This window comes from Massilia sp. PAMC28688 (genome assembly GCF_019443445.1).
Taxonomy (GTDB): Bacteria; Pseudomonadota; Gammaproteobacteria; order Burkholderiales; family Burkholderiaceae_D; genus Telluria_A.
The window spans coordinates 2,864,336-2,885,592 of record NZ_CP080378.1; the positions used below are offsets into that span (position 1 = coordinate 2,864,336).

Sequence of the window (21,257 nt, forward strand, 5' to 3'; positions counted from 1 at the left end):
TTTATTTGACGGCATCGATTACTGCTGTGGCGAACCAGGCAGCGGCGACTTCAGGTACGGGAAGCTGGCGTTGACGAAGGTCTCGTCAAGGTAGGCGCCGTCCGTGAAGCGAAGGGTGCCGGCTGGTGCGTCTGCCGGTGCGCAGCCAATGTTCAGGGTGCACAGCTTGCCCATCACAACGCGCAGTGAAATGTCGACCACATCGTCGCCAGGGCGGCGGCCGTTCGGGTAGCCGGCATTGTCGCCACCAATCACGCCAAGGCGGTTCTGGGCGCCGGCAGCAGTCACTGGCTTGCTGGTGTCAAGACGCAGCATTTCCGATGGCACGGCATTGGCAACCTTGGGCTTGTTGACAGTATCGATACCGGTCAGGAAGGTCGCTACCAGGTCGGCACGGGGGAACTTGGTCGGCGCCTTGGCACCGGCCGAGCCGTACAGGATTTCAATCAGCGCCGGCAGGGTCGGGTTGGTGACGTAGTCGATGAACTGGGTGTCGCCGGTAGGCTTGCTGTGATTGAACTTGTCCTTGTCTTTCAGGCCGATCACGACTTCATTGACCAGTGGCATCGACAGACGCGATACCTGGGTCCATGCGCCGCCTTCGCGCGAAGCATCGTTTTCTTTCTTCGGGCTAGGATTGATCAGGCGGCCCTGGCGCACACTGGCCGTGGTCCAGCCGGCAATCACAGGCTCGCTCACGGTCTTGCTCAGCAGGCAGGAAGTCGGCACTTCCATGCTCAGCGTGGTCACGTTCTTCTTGGCCAGGTCGTCCTTGGCATCGCGTTCGGCGGTGGCGCTAAACTCGACGGCCGGGGCCTTGATGTTGATGAGGTCAAATGTTTCGCCCAGGTTCACAACGAACGGGTCCTTGCGCTGGCCCACGAACAGGCGTGCCGGCGTGGCGCAGTCCGGCAGCGTGACGTTGTAGATGTGCTTGGCAGCGTAAGCTTCGTAGTTGGGGATCGACTTATTGCCGATGTTGTCCAGTGGCTTGTCAAAGACGTTGCCGCCGGCCGGGTTGGCGATCGGCGTACGGGTGCCCTTGCGGCGGTCGCCGCGCACCATGGTCAGGGTGAAGGTTTCGCGCACATCGGCGCCGGCGGCGTTAATGTCGGCAATCGGGCCGCCATTGATAATGAGGGGAATGGCGACCTGCTTGCCGCCCACGGTCAGTGCCGTATTCTTGTAGATGTTATTGAAGCGGAACTGGAAGGTGATATCTTCAATACCGTTGTGGTCATTGTCGATATGGATTTCATACAGCGCGTCCGGGTCCATCATGAAATAATTGGGGCCGCCGTAGGCATCTTGCAGGGGCACGTAATTGGCGATAATGGTCGTGAAATCGCTGCGGTTGGCCTGGTAACTCTTGAACATGTAGAAGTCGGTGGCATCGACTTTCGGCATTTCAGTAATGAATGGCGCTTCACGGTGGCTAGACGCGAATGCGGCAGGCGCAAACATGCATGCAAGCGCGTTGCTTACCAATACGGCTCCAAGCGTTGCACGCAGTCTTAGTTGTTTCATTTTCTTCTCCTCAATTGGGTTTCACACCGTTGTGTGATTTTTTATACGTGGCTGTTCTGCTATTGGATTCACTTTCATACATATTTTTCGAAAAATTAACGATATGGGTGGTCTGATGCCTGGACAAATCGCACGCGCCATTCACGGCTGTAATCATTCGACTACTATTAGGGTATTCACCGCACGTTTTTGGATCTCATGAACAATTCACACGCAGTTTTCCAGGCCGCACACATCATCAAAAATATCGGCCGCGGCAAGAAGGGTGCGCGCGACATGGAGCGCGAGGAGGCACGCGCCGTGTATTCGGCGATGTTGAACAAGGAAGTGTCTGACCTGGAACTGGGGGCGATACTGCTTGCCATGCGCATCAAGGGTGAGTCGGTCCAGGAAATCGGCGGCTTCATGGATGCGGCCGAGGCCTCGCTGACCCTGGTACCGCCGGTGGCAGGCGAGTTCGCTCCCATCAGCATTCCCAGCTACAACGGCGCGCGCAAGCTTGCCAACCTCACGCCCTTGCTGGCCATGCTGCTGGCCCGCGCCGGTGCGCCGGTGTTGGTGCACGGCGTCGCGCACGATCCGGGGCGCGTGACCACGGCTGAAATCTTCGCCGCCATGGGGGTGCAGCCGGCGCAGTCGCTGGCCGACGTGCAGTCGGGTTTTGCGCAGCAACTGCCAAGCTTCATGCCAATTGAACTGCTGGCGCCCAAGATGGCATGGCTGCTGTCGCTGCGCCGCATCCTGGGCGTGCGCAGTTCCACCCATACCCTGGTCAAGATTCTCCAGCCCTTCGCCGATCCCGCCTTGCGGCTGGTGTCGTACACCCATCCGGAATACCTGGACATGCTGGGCGAGTATTTCCGCACGGCCGCGCCGGTTGCGCGGGGTGACGCCTTCCTGATGCGTGGCACCGAGGGCGAAACGGTCGCCAACGCCAACCGCGGCCAGCAAATCGATTGGTTCCACCAGGGCCAGCGCACCGTACTGGTGCAGCGCGATGCACCAGGCGATGAGCGCGCCATCATGCCCGACGCTGCCGACGCGGCCACCACCGCCGCCTGGATCGGCCGCGCCTTGAGAGGAGAAGTGCCGGTTCCTGCGCCCATCGAACAGCAAGTGGCACAGTGTTTGCTAGTTTCAAAGCAATTACGCGCAAACACGGGTGGCAACGATGGAGCACAGCAAGGGTAGGGTAGTACTGGTGGGCGCAGGGCCGGGCGATCCGGAACTGCTGACGCTCAAGGCGGTCAAAGCGATTGCAGCGGCCGATGTGCTGCTGGTGGACGACCTGGTCAATCCCGAGGTGCTGGCGCATGCGTCGCCGCACGCCCGCATTGTCAACGTTGGCAAGCGCGGTGGCTGCCATTCCACGCCGCAGCAATTCATCGAGCGGCTCATGGTGGCCGAAGCGCGCGCCGGCCACTGCGTGGTCCGGCTCAAGGGCGGCGACCCGTTTGTGTTTGGCCGGGGCGGTGAAGAGCGGGCCCATCTCATGGCGCAGGGCATCACGGTCGACGTCATCAACGGCATCAGCAGTGGCCTTGCCGCCCCGGCCGCCATTGGTGTGCCGCTGACCCACCGCGACTGGAGTTCGGGCGCCATTTTCATCACGGGGCACGAGCGCGGCGACGATGCCGGCCAGGCCCGCACGCCGGACTGGGCCCTGCTGGCAGCCACCGGCCTGACGCTGGTCATTTATATGGGCGTGGCACGCTGCCGCCAGATCCAGGCGGCGCTCCTGGCGGGTGGCAAGCCGGGCAGCACACCGGTGGCTGTGATCCAGTCCGCCACCGGGCCCGGGCAGACTCACCTGATCACGACACTGGCAGCGTTGCCGGCCGATCTGGCAGCATCGGGCCTTGGCAGTCCCAGCATCATTGTGGTGGGCGAGGTGGTGCGCTGCGCCACCGCGCACCAGCAATTGACGGCCCTGGCCAGCCGCGCAATCTGACTGCCGGACCCGGCAAGCGTTTACAATCACGGTTTAGTGACGATGAATGCGGCAGGGGCATGGCAAAACAATATGATGTAGCGGTGATCGGCGCAGGCGCGGCCGGCATGATGTGCGCGGCGGTGGCCGCCCAGCGTGGCAAGCGGGTGGTGCTGATTGACCATGCCGAGAAGCTGGCCGAGAAAATCCGCATTTCGGGCGGAGGCCGCTGCAATTTCACCAATGTGAATACGGCGCCGGCCAATTTCCTGTCCGAGAACCCGCACTTTTGCAAAAGCGCGCTGTCGCGCTACACGGCCCAGGATTTCGTGGCCCTGGTCAAGAAGCACCGGATCGGCTACCACGAAAAGCATCGTGGCCAGCTGTTTTGCAATGATTCGGCGGAACAGATCATCCAGATGCTCAAGGCCGAGTGTGCCGACGGCGACGTGACCTGGCGCATGCCGACCAAGGTCGTGTCGATCGACAAGACCGATGATGGCTTCATGGTGCTCACCGACACCGGCGACATCGTGGCCGACAGCGTCGTCATCGCTACTGGCGGCTTGTCCATTCCCAAGATTGGCGCCACCGACTTTGGCTACCGCATCGCCGAACAGTTTGGTCTGAAGATGGTGGACCCGCGCCCCGGCCTGGTGCCGCTGACCTTTGACGGTCCGACCTGGGAAGCCTTTGTACCGCTGGCCGGCATCGCGCTGGAAGTGGAAGTGGAAACCGGCAGCAACAAGGGCAAGGGCAACAAGCGCGGCTTCTTCAAGGAAGACTTGCTGTTTACCCACCGCGGCCTGTCCGGCCCCGCCATCCTGCAAATTTCCAGTTACTGGCAGCCCGGCACCCCGATCATCATCAACCTGCTGCCCGAGATGGATGTGGCGGAAGTGTTAATCGAAGGCAAGGGCACGCTCAAGAAGCAGTTGGGCAATGTGCTGTCGCAATGGCTGCCCGCCCGCCTGGCTGAAGGATTGCTCGCCGCCAACGGCCTGGCCCCTGATGCGCGCCTGGCCGACATGCCGGACGCCAAGCTGCGCAAGCTGGGCGACGCCGTCAACCGCTGGGCCATCGTGCCCACCGGTTCGGAAGGCTACCGCAAGGCAGAAGTGACCCTGGGCGGCATCGATACGCGCGAGTTGTCCCAGCAAACCATGATGGCGACCAAGGTGCCCGGGCTGTATTTCATCGGCGAAGCGGTCGATGTCACGGGCTGGCTGGGCGGTTATAATTTCCAGTGGGCATGGTCGTCAGGCTATGTGGCTGGCCAGTCGGTATGATGTCGCAGTTGCGAAACAGGCCAGCGAAAAGCTTCCCTTCGCCATAAAACGATGCTATGATCTCGTTCTTCCCCTAATCTAACGGTTTGATTTTTACATGACCACTATTCGCCTTAAAGAAAACGAGCCGTTCGAAGTCGCTATGCGTCGCTTCAAGCGCACTATCGAAAAAACGGGTCTGCTGACCGAACTGCGCGCACGCGAGTTCTACGAAAAGCCAACGGCTGAGCGCAAGCGCAAGCTGGCCGCTGCAGTCAAGCGCCACTACAAGCGTATCCGCAGCCAGCAGCTGCCTAAGAAATTATTCTAAGACTGTTCAGTAGATGCTGATCCGGCGGCCACTGGCAGGCCGGGTGCAGGATGTACGAAAGTCGCAGACCCGCTCCGGTTTACCGCAGCGGGTTTTGCTATTTATACCTATCACGCGAGGATGACATGGGCTTGAAACAACAAATTACCGACGACATGAAAGCAGCGATGCGCGCCAAGGAAGCGGGCAAGCTGAACACGATCCGCCTCATCATTGCCGACATCAAGCGCAAGGAAGTGGACGAGCGCATCGAAGTGACCGACGAGCAAGCCCTGGCCATCGTCGAAAAAATGATCAAGCAGCGCAAGGATTCCATCACCCAATTCGAAGCCGGCGGCCGCCAGGACCTGGCCGACATCGAAAAAGCCGAGCTCGAAGTGCTGACCGGCTACATGCCGGCCGGCCTGTCGGACGAACAGATCGCCGCCGAAGTGGCTGCCGCCGTGGCCGAATCGGGCGCCGCCGGCCCCCAGGACATGGGCAAGGTCATGGCCATCGTCAAGCCAAAAATGCCGAAGGGCACCGACATGGGCGCCGTATCGGCCCTCATCAAGAAGGCCCTGCAGCCGTCCTGATTGACTTGTTGTACCGGCCCGCCGCTGGTGGACGCGGCGGGCCTCATCTTTGCCCAATATCAACGAGACGATGCCGCTGCGGTATAGTCTGATTCAAGCCAAAGACTGCATTCACGTGATTCCACAAACCTTCATTACCGATCTGCTGAACCGCGTCGACATCATCGACGTGGTCGGGCGCTACGTCCAGCTCAAGAAGGGCGGCGCCAACTACATGGGCCTGTGCCCCTTCCACAGCGAAAAATCCCCCAGTTTCACCGTCAGCCCCACCAAGCAGTTCTATCACTGCTTTGGCTGCGGCGCCCATGGCACCTCGATTGGTTTCCTGATCGAATACTCGGGCATGGGCTTCATCGATGCCGTCAAGGATCTGGCCCAGGGCGTGGGCATGGTGGTGCCGGACGAAAACGACAAGATTCCCCCGCTGCAGCGCGCGCAAAACCAGGCCCAGGCCCTGGCCCTGACGGAAGCGATGACCCAGGCCTGCGACTATTACCGCGCCCAGCTGCGCAGTGCGCCGAACGCCATCGCCTATTTAAAGAACCGCGGCCTGACCGGGGAAGTGGCGGCCCGCTTCGGCATGGGCTATGCGCCCTCCGGCTGGGACAACCTGCGCACCGTGTTTCCGGACTACGATGCGCTGGCGCTGGTGGAATCGGGTCTGGTGATCGACAAGGTGGACGAGGATGGCAGCAACAAGAAGCGCTATGACCGTTTCCGCGAACGCATCATGTTCCCAATTCGCAATACCAAAGGCCAGGTCATCGGCTTTGGCGGGCGGGTGCTGGACCAGGGCGAGCCAAAATACCTGAATTCGCCGGAAACGCCGCTGTTTCAGAAGGGCTTCGAACTGTATGGCCTGTTCGAGGCGCGCCAGGCGATTCGCGACGCCGGCTATGTGCTGGTGACGGAAGGCTATATGGACGTGGTCGCGCTGGCCCAGCTTGGTTTCCCGCAAGCGGTAGCCACCCTGGGCACGGCCTGCACCAGCACCCACGTCCAGAAACTGCTGCGCCAGACCGATACCGTCATCTTCAGTTTTGACGGCGACCGCGCGGGGCGCAAGGCGGCGCGCCGGGCCCTGGAAGCATGCCTGCCGCAGGTTACGGACAACAAGACCATCAAATTCCTGTTCTTGCCGCAGGAACATGACCCGGACAGCTTTGTGCGCGAGTTTGGCGCTGAAGCGTTCGAGCAGGAAATCCACGAAGCCATGCCGCTGTCGCAATTTTTACTGCGCGAAGTGTCGGGCGAGCATGATCTATCCTCGCCGGAAGGGCGGGCGCGCGTGCAGTTCGACGCCAAACCCTTGCTCCAAGCCATGACGCCAACCTCGCTGCGCCTGCAGATCGTGCGCGGTCTGGCCAGCATGACCGAGTCCACCCCCGCGGAAATCGAAGGCTTGTTCGAGCTGGCCAAGCCGGTGGCCGTGGCGCGCAAGGCCCCGCCAAGGCAAGGGCGGCCGGAACCTGTGGGCCTGGAATTGCAGATCCTGCGCCATCTGGTGGCCCATCCACCGCTGGCGCTGGAACTGGACGAAGCGGCGCTCAATGCATTCAAGTTCTTTGGCGACGAAGCGGCCGAGCGATTGCTGCAACTGGTAGCCGCCGGCCAGGCACTGGGACCGAACGGGGGCTTCGCCGCCTTGTCTCAGCATCTGAAGGAACTGGGGCCGGAGTACGACGGGCTTATTGCCGAGATCGCTTCCGAGCCGGAATCCGACTTCGACAGCGTCAAATTGTGGCTCTCCGGAGCTGTGAGGCAGATCAAACAAGATGCACTTAAAAAGGAGCTCAGCCAGTTGTTTTCTTCCGGACTGACCTCAGATCAGATGGGAGTGCGGTACCGGGAAATTACAGCGGAACAGGACCGTTTGCTGCGTGAAGAAGAGGCTGAAAAAACCCCGCGCTAAGGATGAAAATGGCCCCTTGCGCACGGGCGTGGCGTGACTGGAAAAGAATTTGGTGCGTGCTATAATAAAACGCTAAGTGTTGTATCTGAAGCATTTTTTTCGTTGTTCGGAAGGATTTTTTCTTCCTGTTAGTTAGGCTCTTGATCGGCGCGGCAACAAGGCGCTGGCGGCCAGGGCCAGCTTTGGTTGGGGTGGTGCAAGGAGCACTGCCGACGCAAGCGTTCGTTTGCAAATCAACCACTTACGGTCTTCGCCTCCATCCGCCGTTGCTATGCAGTAGACTGATGCCGCAAGCAGTCCGGTGGACTGCGGTGCTGGTGCTGTGGCAAGACGCGGATCGTGCCTGAAAAGGTGAAGCAAGGTAATCAGTGCAGCAATGCCAGCTGTGAGCAAGCTGGAGACGGAGGGCCGCAAGGCCGGCAACAAGACTTTAGTTAATCCACCATAAAGCTAGATCGTTGTGACATCGAAAGCGCCTGTGCCAATCAAGAAACCCGAAACCCCAACGGCTGAACAGCCAACCAGAGTGTCCGCCAGGGCTGCCAAGACCCAGGACAAGGCCGAAACGCGCACCCCGGCGGGCAATCCCCCGACGGTGAGTCAGACTACCGACGCCGCCACCCTGGCTGCCATCGACACGTCCGGCTACGTGCTGCCATCAGTCAAGGTCCCGGGGCGGCGCGGGCGCAAGCCAAAGGAATTCCAGCCAGAGAACGACGAAGTGGCCGCGCTCAACGCGGTGGAACGCGCCGAACTCAAGGCGGTCGACAAGGCCAAGGCCAAGGACCGCAAGGCCAAAGAAAAAGCACTGCTGAAAGACGCATTCTCGTCGGATACGGAAGCGAGCGAAGAAGAACTCGAGCGCCGCCGCCAGAAGCTCAAGACCCTGATCAAGTTCGGCAAGGAGCGCGGCTTCCTTACCTACGCCGAGATCAACGACCACCTGCCGGAAAACATTGTCGATCCAGAAGCGATCGAAGGCATCATCGGCACCTTCAACGACATGGGCATTGCCGTGTACGAACACGCGCCCGATGCCGAAACACTGCTGCTGTCCGACAACGTGGCCACCGTCACCAGCGACGATGAAGCAGAAGCGGCCGCTGAAGCAGCGCTGTCCACGGTGGACTCCGACTTTGGCCGCACCACCGACCCGGTGCGCATGTACATGCGCGAGATGGGTTCGGTAGAACTGCTGACCCGGGAAGGCGAAATTGAAATCGCCAAGCGCATCGAAGATGGCCTCAAGGACATGATCCAGGCCATTTCCGCCTGCCCGGTCACGATTGCAGAAATCATTTCCGCTGCCATCCGCATTCAGAATGAGGAAATCAAGATCGACGAAATCGTCGACGGCATGGTTGATCCGGAGGAAGACGAAGCGCCGGCAGTAGCGGCGCCTGCTGCCTCCGATGAAGATGACGAGGAAGAAGAAGCAGAAGAGGGCGAGGAGGAAGAGGAAGAGGAAAATTCCGCTTCCGGCGCCGCTGGTTTCTCTGCCGAGCAGCTCGAAGCGCTCAAGCAGGAAGCGCTGGAAAAGTTTGAAGTCATCTCTGTGCAGTTCGACAAAATGCGCAAGGCCTTCGAGAAGGATGGCTACAACTCCAAGGCCTACGTCAAGGCGCAGGAAGCCATTTCCAACGAACTGCTCGGCATCCGCTTCACAGCCAAGGTCGTGGAAAAGCTGTGCGACACGTTGCGCGGCCAGGTGGACGAAGTGCGCCACATTGAAAAGCAAATCCTGGACGTGGCCGTGAACAAGTGCGGCATGCCGCGCGCCCATTTCATCAAGGTCTTCCCGGGCAATGAAACCAATCTGGACTGGGTTGATGGCGAAGTCAATGCCGGCCACGCTTACTCGGCCATCCTCGGGCGCAACATCCCGACCGTCAAGGAACTGCAGCAGCGCCTGATCGATCTGCAGGCACGCGTGGTGCTGCCGCTGCCGGACCTGCGCAACATCAACCGCCAGATGGCGGCCGGTGAAATGAAGGCGCGCAAGGCCAAGCGCGAAATGACGGAGGCCAACCTGCGACTCGTCATTTCGATTGCCAAGAAGTACACCAACCGCGGCCTGCAATTCCTCGACCTGATCCAGGAAGGCAATATCGGCTTGATGAAGGCCGTGGACAAGTTTGAATACCGCCGCGGCTATAAGTTTTCCACCTACGCCACGTGGTGGATCCGCCAGGCCATTACCCGTTCCATCGCCGACCAGGCGCGCACGATCCGGATTCCCGTGCACATGATCGAAACGATCAACAAGATGAACCGCATCTCGCGCCAGATCCTGCAGGAAACCGGCGCCGAGCCCGATCCCGCAACGCTCGCGATCAAGATGGAAATGCCGGAAGACAAAATCCGGAAGATCATGAAGATCGCGAAAGAGCCGATCTCGATGGAAACGCCAATTGGCGACGATGACGACTCCCACCTGGGCGACTTCATCGAAGACAACAATACGCTGGCTCCGTCGGACGCGGCGCTGCACGCCTCCATGCGTGGCGTGGTCAAGGATGTGCTGGACTCGCTCACGCCGCGCGAAGCGAAAGTACTGCGCATGCGGTTCGGCATCGAGATGTCCACCGACCACACGCTGGAAGAGGTCGGCAAGCAATTTGACGTCACGCGCGAGCGGATTCGCCAGATTGAAGCGAAGGCGCTGCGCAAGCTGCGCCACCCATCACGTTCCGACAAGCTCAAGAGCTTCTTGGAAGGCAATTAAGCCTTGACGGACAGCCGCCAGAAGCCATATGCTTCCGCCACTTCGACGGAAGCAGTCCACTTCAGCGGCTGCTCCAGACCGATTTAGGGCCTCTAGCTCATGCTTGGTTAGAGCAGCGGACTCATAATCCGTTGGTGCCGTGTTCGACTCACGGGAGGCCCACCAATAAAATCAATAACTTACACATCTTTTCGTGACCACTCATCTTCTCGCGAGACGTGGTGTAGGCGCCATGTAGGTTTAATTGCTGTGTGCTTGTACTTACCTGCTCTCGCAAGCACGGCGATCACAACGCCCGAAACGATGCACCTTAGTTCACACGGAATTCTTCACTTGTCGAGCAGAAATATAAGTGAGGTCACCTATGCCTTCCCCAACTTAAGTCCTGAAAAAATTTTCGGCAGCTGTTGCCTATGTAGCTGTGATAAACGAACACGGTGACCATTCTGTCGGTACTGCGTTTCACGTGGGGCAAGGGGTGTTTGTCTCTGCGAGACATGTGCTTGAGGGAAATACGATTGACCGTATCGCGACGGTGCGGAACTACGACGTGCTGGTACACGAGGACCACGCTGAGGGCGCTTTACATTTTCTGATGCAGTCAGATGGTACGTTACAAGCAGTACGCCAAATTACCGCGGGTGAGATAGTCATCGCTGATGGGCCCTTCTATCACGATGACCCTACGGTGGACGTAGCAGTGTTCCGGTGTGACAATATCGACCCCGAGCTGCCATGGATACCACTGGGGGGGGCACTTCGATGATTGGATCGGGGATAACGATTTCGTATTGTGGGAAACAGTTGTCTTGGGCTTTCCACCAATTCCATTGACCAAAGAGCCGTTGCTATTTGCAACTCGCGCCGAAATCAACGCTGTGATTGATCTCAACTCCATACCCCATGTGCATTTCGTACTCTCAGCTATGGCACGAGGAGGCTTCAGCGGCGGTCCTGCATTGATCGACGGCTATTTATTGGGAATCGTTACCAGCAGTTTGCTCAAAAACAGCCATCCCGCTGAGCTTGGTTACTTCACCGTAGTCAGTGTCGAACCAATATACACCTGTTTACACAAGCATAAACTGCTTCCCAGCACTCAGGTCGAAGCCTTTGGGTCATCATTATGGAATGACGGACTCCCCCTCTGTCAAAATAGTTGTCGCCTCCATTGATTTGGAGTTCTAATTCGCCAAGGGGCGACGGAATTGACGATGACACGATATACCCAAGAGAAAAAAGAGCATGCGCTGAGCCTGATGGCGGCGCCGCACAACAAACCTGTAGCAGACGTAGCGCAGCTGACTGGAATACCTGAGGGCACGCTGTATTTGTGGCGAAAACAGGCCCGTGAGCAAGGTCGTGCTGTGCCCGGCGACGGCCAGAATCCGGAACAGTGGAGTGCTGCTGACAAGTTCGCTGTCGTGTTGGAGGCGGCACCACTGAACGAAGCAGAATTAGGCGCGTACTGCCGTCGCAAGGGACTGCTGGTGGAGCAGCTGGAACGCTGGCGTGCCGAGGTGCACGCAGTGCTCGCGGGTGGCCAGGGCGGCGCGGCCACGACCGAGCGCGCTACAGACAAGAAGCGCATTCGCGAGCTGGAGAAGGACTTGCGGCGCAAGGAGAAGGCGTTGGCGGAGACGGCAGCGCTGCTCGTGCTGTCCCGAAAGTACGAAGCGCTGTGGACGGACGGCGAGGACGCATGATTGCGTTGCCACAGCGCGAAGAGATGGTCGCCGATATTGAGCAGGCCCGCCAGGCCGGGGCACGTTTGAAAACCGCCTGCGCCGAGCTTGGGCTGACTGCACGCACCTATGAACGGTGGCAGCGGGACGGTGCGGTACGTGCCGACGGCAGGCCCGGAGCGGTCCGGCCGGAGCCGGCGCACAAGCTGAGCGAGCAGGAACGCGAACAGGTACTGGCCATTTGCCACGAGCCGCGTTTCACAGACCTGCCGCCAGCGCAAATTGTGCCGCGCCTCGCAGACGAGGGCGTATACGTCGCCTCCGAGTCCTCGTTCTACCGGGTGCTGAGGGCGGCGCAAGAGCAGCATCACCGCGGCCGAGCCAAAGCAGCGTCGAAGACTGAACCGCAGCGCCACGTTGCCCATGGTCCCAATGAAGTGTGGAGCTGGGATGTGACGTATCTGCCCAGTCAGGTCCGCGGCATGTTCTTCTATCTGTACGCTGTCATCGACCTGTTTAGCCGAAAGCTGGTGGCCTGGGAGGTGCATGCATGTGAAGGTGGCGACGAGGCCGCTGCGTTGATTGAACGGGCCTGCTGGCGCGAACACCGGCGGGGTGATAAGCCGTTGGTGCTGCATGCCGACAACGGCTCGGCACAAAAGGCGCATACGCTTAAGTCCAAGCTGGAGACGCTGGGCATTACCCCATCGCATAGCCGCCCTGGCGTATCGGACGACAACGCCCATATCGAAGCCTGGTTTCGCACCTGCAAGTACAGCCCTGGCTATCCGCCGCATGGATTTGCTGACATTGAACTGGCGCGCCAGTGGGTGCTCAAATTCGTCACTTGGTACAACGGCGAGCATCTGCATAGCGGGCTGTCCTATGTCACGCCAGAGCAGCGGCACAGCGGTCTTGCGAATGCCATTCTGACGAAGCGGCAAGCTATCTACGCCGAAGCGTGCGCACGCCATCCTTTGCGTTGGAAACGACAGCCGAGGGCTTGGCTGGCGCCTGACAAAGTGTGGCTCAACCCGCCGTCTAAGCTTGACCAGCAGCGTGCTGCATAACCAAAGGAGGCACCAACTTTACGACTGCTTTATGCGACAACTACCTTGACACGCACCGGACTGCTCATCCCATCCGAATAGAGAAGCCGCGCCAACTTCTGAGAACTCTTTCATTTATCGGCCCGCTGGACATTTCAGAGGAATACGGCCAGAAGACCGCCACGCGTCGAATTAAGCGGGCCAGTCCCAATTCTCGTATTCTGCGAAAAGCCTTCTAAGTTCTCCTGGAACTAAATGACCTACAAGATTCGCATGATACCCGATCGATTTCTCAACTGGGACGTTCGTAAAGTACGCCGGAGCGTAGGGATTGAACTGAGGCGGAGAGGCTAGCACGCCAGTGTCGGTATTGATCGTCTTCAGCCATGATGCCGTGACGACTTTAGCCCCTGATTGCTCGATGTACAGTCGCGCAGCTTCTAGAGAGTAGCCTTTTGTGCAAATATCATCGATAACCAATACAGTCTTGCCAGGTCCTAACGGCGATTTTTGTAGCGCGTCGTGGCTGTCCTGAGTGGAAGGGAATTCAGATGGATGGTGTTCAGCTGGTTGTAGTGATCCAATTTCTGGCCGTTATTTCGTGCCGTTTGCGATTTAGCGCCGTAGTATGGCGGATGATAAGATCGGGCAAGAACGTTATCCGAAAGCACTTCCCAAAAATGTCCATCGCTTCGTTTATCACTGCATTTCCCGATCCAGCTTTGTGGCCCGGATAAACGGCGATATAGTCGACCTCTTGGTGCATTCCAGAAAAATAAAGGCTCGAAACGAGGGCACCAACCCAAAAGTCCCGGTGCCCGCGACCGTATTTTGCAGCTGCCCGAGCATCCTCAGAGTACAACGTGTACTCAGGTTTGTTACACGGCAGGACTTAGCCTTGACATTGTTAATCGCCGCATTAGTTACAATGATGATCGTTCTGATAAGCGCGATTGTCGCGTATCGCGTTATAGCGTCAAAAGATCCTCGTATGTTAATGCTGAAATAGCGAAGTTATGATTGGTAAAGTACATATGAACAGAACGTTAGTGGTAATTTCAAGCGTCGTAGCCCTTGCGTTGCTTGGTACGTCAGCTTTTTATAAAAACGACGACGTTTCGCCAGCCGCCATCCAGGAGATCCCATCTCCTCAGATCGCGGCAAGAGCACCCCAAAACCCGGTAACGGTACTGGCTGAGAGGCCAATCGTCGCTGGGCCCGGCGAGCACTATGATCAGTCAAGGCGGCTTCTCACTTCGTTTAATAGAGCTCAAAGCTATCGGGCTTTTCTTTTTGAGGCGATAAAACATCCCGAACAAGGTGGCTATATGTACGCCTATGAAGCGTTCGGAGCCTGCGGAGTAAACTCGAGCCAAGTTGAGCCGGTAAGGCAGCCAGTGGGCATTAATGCGACTGCTAGGCAGCGCGAGGCAGCAGACCTCTACAAAGCAAGGTGCGATATTACAGCAGCGGATCGGGCAGCAGCTACGCTTCAACTTACAGCTGTGCGTGGTCCGGATATGCAATCAGATCCCCTAATGCAGATCTCCTTTGCCTATCTCAAAGCCAAATCGCCAGCGGAGAAAAAAGAGGTAATGGCGGCTGCGCTACGTAGCAACGATCCATTACTGATCCGCACGGTTGTTCCGCAACAAGTATCCGGAGACGGCGTCGAACCGGGATCAGTGCGACTACTTGGGACAGATTACCGCGGCAAGCAGGGCGAGGAGCTGGCTGGTTATGCAATGGATCTAACGGCCTGTCAGCTAGGAATGGACTGTAGCCGTAACTCAATTCGGGCATTGCAACTGTGCGCCGACCGGGGCTGGTGCGGGGACTCGGTCGAGGAGGCGCTGCGCTCGGGCCTCGATAAGCCCGAGGGCGTTAATATGCACGAAGTGGAACAGCTAACGAAAGCAATAGTTGAGGCAATCAAAAAGAAAGATGCTTCGGCGTTAGTAAGGTAAGATGCCTTGTCAACGGCCTGCCAGGTTGCCGCAACTCCAGTCTAAAATTCTGGGGCCATCGCGAGAGCTTGCAGAGCGCGCGTATCCGATTCATATGGGATCATTTGTAGGTCGGCTTGGAACGTCCAATAACTGAATTAGTGCCATTTGTGATGCCGCCCGGTCCAGCCCCTCATAGGTGCGACCATTCCATTCCCATGGAGCGATAGCCCATCGATACCGGTACGCATGTCCACCGCCGCGGTCGCCAGCCAGATCGCGTCGGCCGATAGTTTCATTACAGGCCACGCATCAAGTCGGCCAGACAGCTGGGCTGCACGTCGCCGGGTAGCGAAGGTGTCCAGCCGTGCTCACCGCGCAGGGTAATTGCGCCTGCCACTGACATCGTCGGTGCCACGCGCACCGGCAGCAAGCCAGGGACCTCTTGGGTGCCGGTCAGCCGTCGCACCCAGTAGCTGACCTGGCGCGCAGAGAAGCCATGCTCGACAGCATAGGCGCGCTGCGACAACCCGCTTGCCTGAAACTGCGCAACGCGCTCTTGCCAGAGTTGCTCTCGTTCTGAATTGGCCACTATCACCTCCCGATTTATCGAAAGGATAGTGTGGCCGCATCGATCATAAATTCATAGGTGGGCCGGCTGGCCGCTTACGGCCATTCTTCTTCCAAGTTCAAAGCTCTTCGCAACATCAGTTCTTTTTGAGCCGATGACAAGTCGCGATACGTACGCTGCGCAGCTGCCTCTTGCGCGGCTTCTTGCATTAAGTGGGCCTCGCGAGCGGCAGTACGCCGAATGCGTTCACGCTTTTGTGCGAGCAGTTGCTGTGAGCGTGCTGACGCGAGGCGCTGGGCTTCAGCCTGGGCCGCCGTGACTTGACGATCTAGTTCATCTTCGACTTGAGCCAGGGCGGTTACTTGGCCCGGGAAGACCAGCCAAGTCTTGTGTAAGGTATCGTCGATCGTGCGGCGCCTTACCACGTCTAATCCGAGTTTGAGCCCGAGCGCAGGTAAATCGGGCAACTCTTTTTCCAGTGCGTCGGCAGTTGCCTCAGCACGACCGTACAGTACAATCGGCAGGGACCGGCCACAAGCGGACAATGAAAGGCAGGAATATGGCGCAGGTTCGACTGATAGTCTTTGACTTAGACGAAACCCTGGTACATGCGACCGAGGCTGCCTTGCCTTGTGCCCACACGTTTCAAGTTGGACCGTACTTCGTCTACGTGCGGCCATTCGCATCTGACCTGATCAGGTTTTGTGCGTCGCACTTCAAGATCGCGGTCTGGTCCTCATCAAGCGAACGTTACGTCGAGACGGTCACGGCGGAGCTGTTCGGCACTTCGTTTCCCGTTGCATTTTCATGGGCGGTGTCAAAGTGTGTTCAGAAGGTCGATGCCAAAAGTAACGGTTATGTGTACATCAAAGACCTGCGCAAAGCGTTGAAGTACGGATATGGCGCAGACGAGATAATCATGATTGACGACAGCCCCGAGAAGCTTCAACGGCAGCCCGCGCGGCATCTTTGCCTATCAGCTTTCACAGGCGATCCGCTTGACACGGAACTTCTTGGCGTTATCGAACGCGTCAAGGCAATGGCAGGAATCCGGTCAACGGCTTGACGGAAACGTCTGCAATGGGGTGTGGCAGCTGCCTTTCGTTTTGCGCTGCCCGATCGCTTCGAGTCAATAACAATATAAACCATTTGCATCTTTAAATCAAAACGCAAAATTATCGGTGGCTGCGGTTCGGAATCCGACTTCTTCAAAGACTTTGTCTCTATTCGGTACACTTTTTCACAGATGCTAATCAAAGCGCAGCGCCCCTCCCTGGCTCCAATTGGGTCGGCGCAGTGGGTCAATATTCGATCGGCGCTAATAAGCACAGATTTAAAGCGCCGGCTAAGAAAGCATGTTTGCTTCGTTTCTTCCTCGTTATTTACTAGCACTCAAAAGTTGTAGGCACAAATCAGTTTGAACCCACTTCATTTAAGCAGCTGAAAGCTCAGATCGTACAGCCGTTGCTGGGAAGGCACTTACTGAAGAGTCCTGCCGCCTTCCCGGTGGTATTTGCGGCCCACAAAAAAACGGTACAGTGATATGCTGTTTTGATCTGTTCTTCATCGCTCAAGGACTGCCATGAACCAGCATTTCAATAATCGCTACATCACTTGTATTGCAGCCGCCGCCGTGTTGCTGGCCCCGTTATCTGTTACTGCCCAGGATGAGCCAGGCTACTACGCCAGCGCCTACGGGGGCACCACTGCCGCACGTTCCACCAGTTTTTTGGAGTCCCGGGCCACCGGTCCCGCTGCTGGGGGCAAGGTGGACTTTGGTGGGGGTATCGGCTTTGGTGCTGCCGTGGGCCGACGCTTCGGCAACGGGTGGGCCGCCGAGTTGGCTTTGGACGAGCGTGGAAACTATCTCAAGCGCGTGGGTGGCGTCGAAGTGGATGGTAACGTCTTTTCGGAAGTGGTTTTCTTGAACGGATACTACCGATTCCCGGCTCGCGGCGCGGTGCGTCCGTTCATCGGCGCGGGTCTGGGCTACGTTGTCGCGCTGGATATCGACGTCGATCGAAACGGGGCGGAGCAGGAGTATTCACGCAAAGGCGGCGCGGCTGTACAAGCGATCGCGGGAGTCGAGTACAGCCTGGCACCTCGCTGGATTCTGAGCGGCGATGTGCGCTGGAGCCGCATTGGCAGTGGCAATTTCAAGGCCACTAGCGCCGGCAATACACTAAGCGGCGAGCCCAGGTACCAACCTGCATCGCTCAACCTTGGCGTCAGCTTTCTGTTTTGAGCAGACCAGCGCGCAACTATTCTCTGATCGCCCCTGGCGTTGCTTTCTAAGGGCTCAGCATTCGTTGGTGCCGTGTTCGACTCACGGGAAGCCCCAGAATTGCCCACGGTGTTCCCATCATGAGCGCACTGCCTGGCGGTCTCGACTATCCTACTGTTCTGGTGCCGCGAGGCTTTCAAATCCCCCAGCTCTGGGGCCAACTCATCCCCGCTCTAATGTAGCCTACGCCGTCGTGTTGGTGTAGCTGGCCGATCATTGGATCAGGCCTGTTCTTAACATGCAAATAAAATGCATCTATAGTACAATTTCGGCATCAAGTGCTCGCGTATCCAGCATTGGGGCGTGCCACCTCGCTACCCGCGCATCCATCCCCCATTCCCTCGAGGAGAAAATAATTGGTTTCCGCAGTCGCCCGTCCCTACATTGATGGTAAGCGTGGCATCAGTACCGTCTTGACGCCCGCTTACTTCCGGCCCCAGCCATTCCAAGCCATGCGCAGCAGCGTCGCGTTCGCCATTCGCTGATCGAAGGCCTCTGCGTCGAAGCTGCCGCCCACCCATCTCAAATAGTCCTTTGCTTCCTGGCTCTTCGGTTCGTCCCGCAGTGTCGTGAGGAAGTCGTCGTAGCCGCCGATGCCGCCGACGTCTTCAGGCGGGCATGCGCGCTTGCCATCGATGATATAGGCACTGCCCATTGGCTCTGGACGTTGCTCAATTTTTTCGACGTGAATTTCATGCTGCCAGCTGTCCCCGAAATCGTATTGGTAGGTGAAGCGCTGGCCGGTGTACAGCAATCGATTCAGCTTTCCTTTTCGGTCATCGAACATTTCCTCGTCGCTGTCGTAGCTGCCCTCAAGAACATGCTCGTTGTCAAGCATGCTGTAGGTGCGGCCCTCAACACGAAACTCATGAAGATGGGCGTCGGTCCAGCCAAACGCGGCCTGGATGATGTGATGAAGCGCACGCAAGCTGAGGTCGCCGTCGACGACGATACGGCGCCAGATTGGCGGCGTGATGTCTGCGATGCTGATGCGCAAAGTGATGACGATATTTTTCTTGGCCATGAGAGTTTCGTTCAATGCGCGCAATTACCATCACCGGATGTGACGTTACAACTACGCGCTGACAGTGCTCAGTTTATCAGCCAGATTCCACGGCAACAAATCTTCAACCCGATTGACCGGATAGTCGGCGATGTGGGCCAGCACATGGCGTAGATAAGCCTGCGGATCGATGCCGTTGAGCTTGGCGCTGACGATCAGCGAGTACATCGTTGCAGCGCGCTCGCCGCCGCTGTCTGCGCCCATGAACAAGAAGTTCTTGCGGCCAAGGCAGCAGGTTCTCAACGCGTTCTCGGCGATGTTGTTGTCGATCTCGGCCAAGCCATCTTCGCAGTAGTACACCAGCGCCTGCCACTGATTGAGCAAGTAGTTTATGGCTTTCGTAGTGTCGGACTGGGTCGATAGTGTGAGCAGCCGTGCCCGCAACCATACTTCAAAGTCGTCGAGCAAAGGCCGCGCTTGTGCTTGCCGTATTCGCTGTCGATGATCAGGCAGCTGGCCGCGGATCTGTTCTTCGATTGCGTACAGTTCGCCGATCCGCCGCAACGCTTCTGTCGTTGTCACGGTCGCCTTGCGCGCATGCAGATCATGGATCTTGCGTCGCGCATGCGCCATGCACGCTGCTTCGCGCACGCGGCCATCGGCGAAGATTTTATCGTAGCCTGGAAACGCGTCGGCCTGTAGAACCCCAGTGAAGTTGGCCAGGTGCGACTGTGGATGCTGGCCTTGGCGATTCGGCGTATAGGCGAACCATGCGGCCGGCGCCGCAGTCGAGCCGGAGCGCCTGTCGTCGCGCACGTAGACCCACAGGCGTGCTGTCTTGGTTTGGCCGTTCCCCGGCGCAAGCACAGGCATCGGCGTGTCATCCGAATGGATCTTGCCGGGCTGGAGCACGTAGCGCTGCAGTGCGTCGACCAGGGGGCGCATCAGGGCCCCGCACGCACCTACCCAGCGCGCCATCGTGGAACGATCAAGCTCGACGCCGTCACGTGCGTAGATGGCGGACTGGCGGTACAGTGGCAGATGGTCGGCGAACTTGGCGACGAGTATGTGCGCCAGCAAGCCTGGTCCTGCGATGCCGCGTTCGATGGGGCGGCTAGGCGCTGGCGCCTGCACGATGTGATCGCAGCAGGCGCATGCCTTCTTGCGGCGTATATGCCGAATTACCTTGAAGGCCGAATTGATGAGCTCAAGCTGCTCGGATACATCCTCGCCCAAGGGCTTGAGTTTGCCACCGCATTCGGAGCAGGCCTGGTCCGGCGGCTCAATGATATTGTCTTCGCGCGGTAGATGCACCGGCAGCGGCTGGCGCGCAACCTTGCGCGCGTGCGCAGCGGGCAATGTCGCTTTCTGCTCGCCGGCGCCATCCTCGGCAATGAGATCCTCCAGCCGCGTTTCCAGCAGTTCGATCTTGCGGTCGAGCTTCTCGGACTTGCGGCCAAACTGCATTCGCTTGAGCTTTGCCAACTGGAGTTTGAGCTGCTCGATTTCGAGAGAGCGGACATTGAGGGCCTGCTCCAGCGTCGTGACGGTATCGCGCAGTTGTTGCACTTCGCCGTCGCGCTGCAGCAGCAGCGCTTTTAAGGCTTCGATATCGTCGGGAAGTGAGGTAGGGCTGGAAGGCATGCGCGCAGTTTACGCGCATGTTTAAACGTTTACAACACCGACATGAGGGGCGCGGTGCGTTCGGGCTGTTTCCAGTTGATGCCTTCGAGGAGCATCGACAGTTGGGCCGGCGTCAGATGGACCTTGCCGTCGGTTGCTTGCGGCCAGACGAAGCGGCCATGCTCGAGGCGCTTGGCGAACATGCACAGGCCATCGCCACTGGACCACAGCAACTTGATGACGTTGCCGCGCCGACCACGGAACGCGAACACGTGGCCGCTGAATGGGTCGTCCAGCAACGCACTCTCCACCTTGGCCGCCAGGCCGTTAAAGCCGCAGCGCATATCCGTGAAGCCTGCAGCGATCCAGATACGTGTGCCCGCCGGCAGCCCGATCATGGTCGCAGACTCTGGAAGATCGTTCTGAGCAGCGCAGCGTCGACGCCCTCGTGAACACGCACGACCGCGTCGGCGAAGATGATCTCGACCGTGCTCAGGTTGGCGGCAGGCGACGCCGCTTGGGCGATCACCGCCGGCGCCACCATCAACGGAGTATCCGCAATAACGACCGGCAGCAACGTTGTGCTTGCGTCCGGTATATTGTCAAAGAGACCTGCGCGATACTCGCGGCGCCACTTGAACACCATGTTGGCGTTGACGCCGTTGGCCATCGAAAGCTTCGAAACCGACACCCCGGCTTCGCACGCCGCAGCGGCAAGGCGCCGCTTGAACTCGACCGGATAGTTCGGCCGCCCTTTCCGGTTTCCCGGCTTCATTTCAGTATCCAAAGTAGTTCCCATCATAAAAGTAGTGGGAACTACTTTGGCGG

18 protein-coding genes and 1 tRNA gene are annotated in these 21,257 nt (G+C 58.5%); 12 read left to right on the forward strand and 7 right to left on the reverse strand.

Translation table 11 applies throughout. From position 1 onward, the window contains the following. Nucleotides 1-18: 18 nt before the first annotated feature. Entirely contained in the window at nucleotides 19-1,527 is a 1,509-nt protein-coding gene (locus tag KY495_RS12890) for a DUF4331 domain-containing protein (RefSeq protein WP_219879833.1), read from the reverse strand. A gap of 198 nt (nucleotides 1,528-1,725) precedes the next feature. Between KY495_RS12890 and ybiB the strand changes: the two genes are divergently transcribed. The 10 genes from ybiB (at nucleotide 1,726) to KY495_RS12940 (ending at nucleotide 14,969) form a co-directional block, all read left to right on the forward strand. After that, complete coding sequence (gene ybiB / locus KY495_RS12895) at nucleotides 1,726-2,718, forward strand: DNA-binding protein YbiB (protein WP_219879834.1); 993 nt, start codon at nucleotides 1,726-1,728, stop codon at nucleotides 2,716-2,718. Next, nucleotides 2,699-3,478: a uroporphyrinogen-III C-methyltransferase gene (gene cobA, locus KY495_RS12900; RefSeq protein WP_219879835.1), complete on the forward strand. Its 780-nt coding sequence runs from the start codon at nucleotides 2,699-2,701 to the stop codon at nucleotides 3,476-3,478. Before ybiB ends, cobA begins: the two co-directional genes overlap by 20 nt. Before the next feature lie 59 nt (nucleotides 3,479-3,537). Continuing rightward, the gene (locus KY495_RS12905) at nucleotides 3,538-4,746 is read left to right on the forward strand and encodes an NAD(P)/FAD-dependent oxidoreductase (RefSeq protein WP_219879836.1); all 1,209 of its coding nucleotides are present in this window, start codon (nucleotides 3,538-3,540) and stop codon (nucleotides 4,744-4,746) included. Between the two features lie 97 nt (nucleotides 4,747-4,843). Then, a complete protein-coding gene (rpsU, locus tag KY495_RS12910; RefSeq protein WP_008451879.1) occupies nucleotides 4,844-5,056 on the forward strand; it encodes a 30S ribosomal protein S21 in 213 nt (70 codons plus the stop codon). A gap of 125 nt (nucleotides 5,057-5,181) precedes the next feature. Continuing rightward, complete coding sequence (locus tag KY495_RS12915; protein ID WP_219879837.1) at nucleotides 5,182-5,631, forward strand: GatB/YqeY domain-containing protein; 450 nt, start codon at nucleotides 5,182-5,184, stop codon at nucleotides 5,629-5,631. 115 nt (nucleotides 5,632-5,746) lie between these two features. Then, nucleotides 5,747-7,543: a DNA primase gene (gene dnaG / locus KY495_RS12920; protein ID WP_219879838.1), complete on the forward strand. Its 1,797-nt coding sequence runs from the start codon at nucleotides 5,747-5,749 to the stop codon at nucleotides 7,541-7,543. A gap of 526 nt (nucleotides 7,544-8,069) precedes the next feature. Then, on the forward strand, nucleotides 8,070-10,268 hold the full coding sequence (gene rpoD / locus KY495_RS12925) for an RNA polymerase sigma factor RpoD (RefSeq protein WP_374040952.1): 2,199 nt from the start codon (nucleotides 8,070-8,072) through the stop codon (nucleotides 10,266-10,268). A gap of 86 nt (nucleotides 10,269-10,354) precedes the next feature. Further along, a tRNA-Ile gene (locus tag KY495_RS12930) sits at nucleotides 10,355-10,433 on the forward strand. 1,049 nt (nucleotides 10,434-11,482) lie between these two features. After that, nucleotides 11,483-13,023, forward strand: a protein-coding gene (locus KY495_RS12935) for an IS3 family transposase (RefSeq protein WP_374040953.1) whose coding sequence is annotated in 2 segments (ribosomal slippage) — nucleotides 11,483-11,939 and nucleotides 11,939-13,023 — 1,542 coding nt in all. Because the reading frame shifts where the segments join, the coding sequence is not laid out codon by codon here. A gap of 995 nt (nucleotides 13,024-14,018) precedes the next feature. Then, nucleotides 14,019-14,969, forward strand: coding sequence for a hypothetical protein (locus KY495_RS12940; RefSeq protein ID WP_219879840.1), 951 nt, complete (start codon nucleotides 14,019-14,021; stop codon nucleotides 14,967-14,969). Nucleotides 14,970-15,246: 277 nt separating this feature from the next. Here the strand turns inward: KY495_RS12940 and KY495_RS12945 are convergent, their stop codons facing one another. Beyond that, a complete protein-coding gene (locus tag KY495_RS12945) occupies nucleotides 15,247-15,540 on the reverse strand; it encodes a hypothetical protein (protein WP_219879841.1) in 294 nt (97 codons plus the stop codon). Between the two features lie 74 nt (nucleotides 15,541-15,614). Further along, nucleotides 15,615-15,986 carry a hypothetical protein gene (locus KY495_RS12950; RefSeq protein ID WP_219879842.1) on the reverse strand — a complete coding sequence of 124 codons (372 nt, stop codon included), beginning with the start codon at nucleotides 15,984-15,986 and terminating at the stop codon, nucleotides 15,615-15,617. A 77-nt stretch (nucleotides 15,987-16,063) separates the two neighbouring features. Between KY495_RS12950 and KY495_RS12955 the strand changes: the two genes are divergently transcribed. After that, nucleotides 16,064-16,585, forward strand: a complete 522-nt coding sequence (locus KY495_RS12955) for an HAD family hydrolase (RefSeq protein ID WP_219879843.1) — start codon at nucleotides 16,064-16,066, stop codon at nucleotides 16,583-16,585. Between the two features lie 516 nt (nucleotides 16,586-17,101). After that, the gene (locus KY495_RS12960) at nucleotides 17,102-17,764 is read left to right on the forward strand and encodes an OmpW family outer membrane protein (protein WP_219879844.1); all 663 of its coding nucleotides are present in this window, start codon (nucleotides 17,102-17,104) and stop codon (nucleotides 17,762-17,764) included. Nucleotides 17,765-18,227: 463 nt separating this feature from the next. Here KY495_RS12960 and KY495_RS12965 read toward each other — a convergent pair whose 3' ends face one another. Genes KY495_RS12965 through KY495_RS12980 form a run of 4 tightly spaced genes read right to left on the reverse strand, consistent with a single transcriptional unit; the run spans nucleotide 18,228 to nucleotide 21,204 of the window. After that, nucleotides 18,228-18,827: a plasmid pRiA4b ORF-3 family protein gene (locus KY495_RS12965; protein WP_219879845.1), complete on the reverse strand. Its 600-nt coding sequence runs from the start codon at nucleotides 18,825-18,827 to the stop codon at nucleotides 18,228-18,230. Nucleotides 18,828-18,878: 51 nt separating this feature from the next. Beyond that, on the reverse strand, nucleotides 18,879-20,450 hold the full coding sequence (locus KY495_RS12970; protein ID WP_219879846.1) for an IS66 family transposase: 1,572 nt from the start codon (nucleotides 20,448-20,450) through the stop codon (nucleotides 18,879-18,881). A 29-nt stretch (nucleotides 20,451-20,479) separates the two neighbouring features. Beyond that, nucleotides 20,480-20,827, reverse strand: a complete 348-nt coding sequence (tnpB, locus tag KY495_RS12975) for an IS66 family insertion sequence element accessory protein TnpB (RefSeq protein WP_119784802.1) — start codon at nucleotides 20,825-20,827, stop codon at nucleotides 20,480-20,482. Further along, nucleotides 20,824-21,204, reverse strand: coding sequence for a transposase (locus KY495_RS12980; RefSeq protein ID WP_229518289.1), 381 nt, complete (start codon nucleotides 21,202-21,204; stop codon nucleotides 20,824-20,826). Before KY495_RS12980 ends, tnpB begins: the two co-directional genes overlap by 4 nt. Nucleotides 21,205-21,257: the final 53 nt, after the last annotated feature.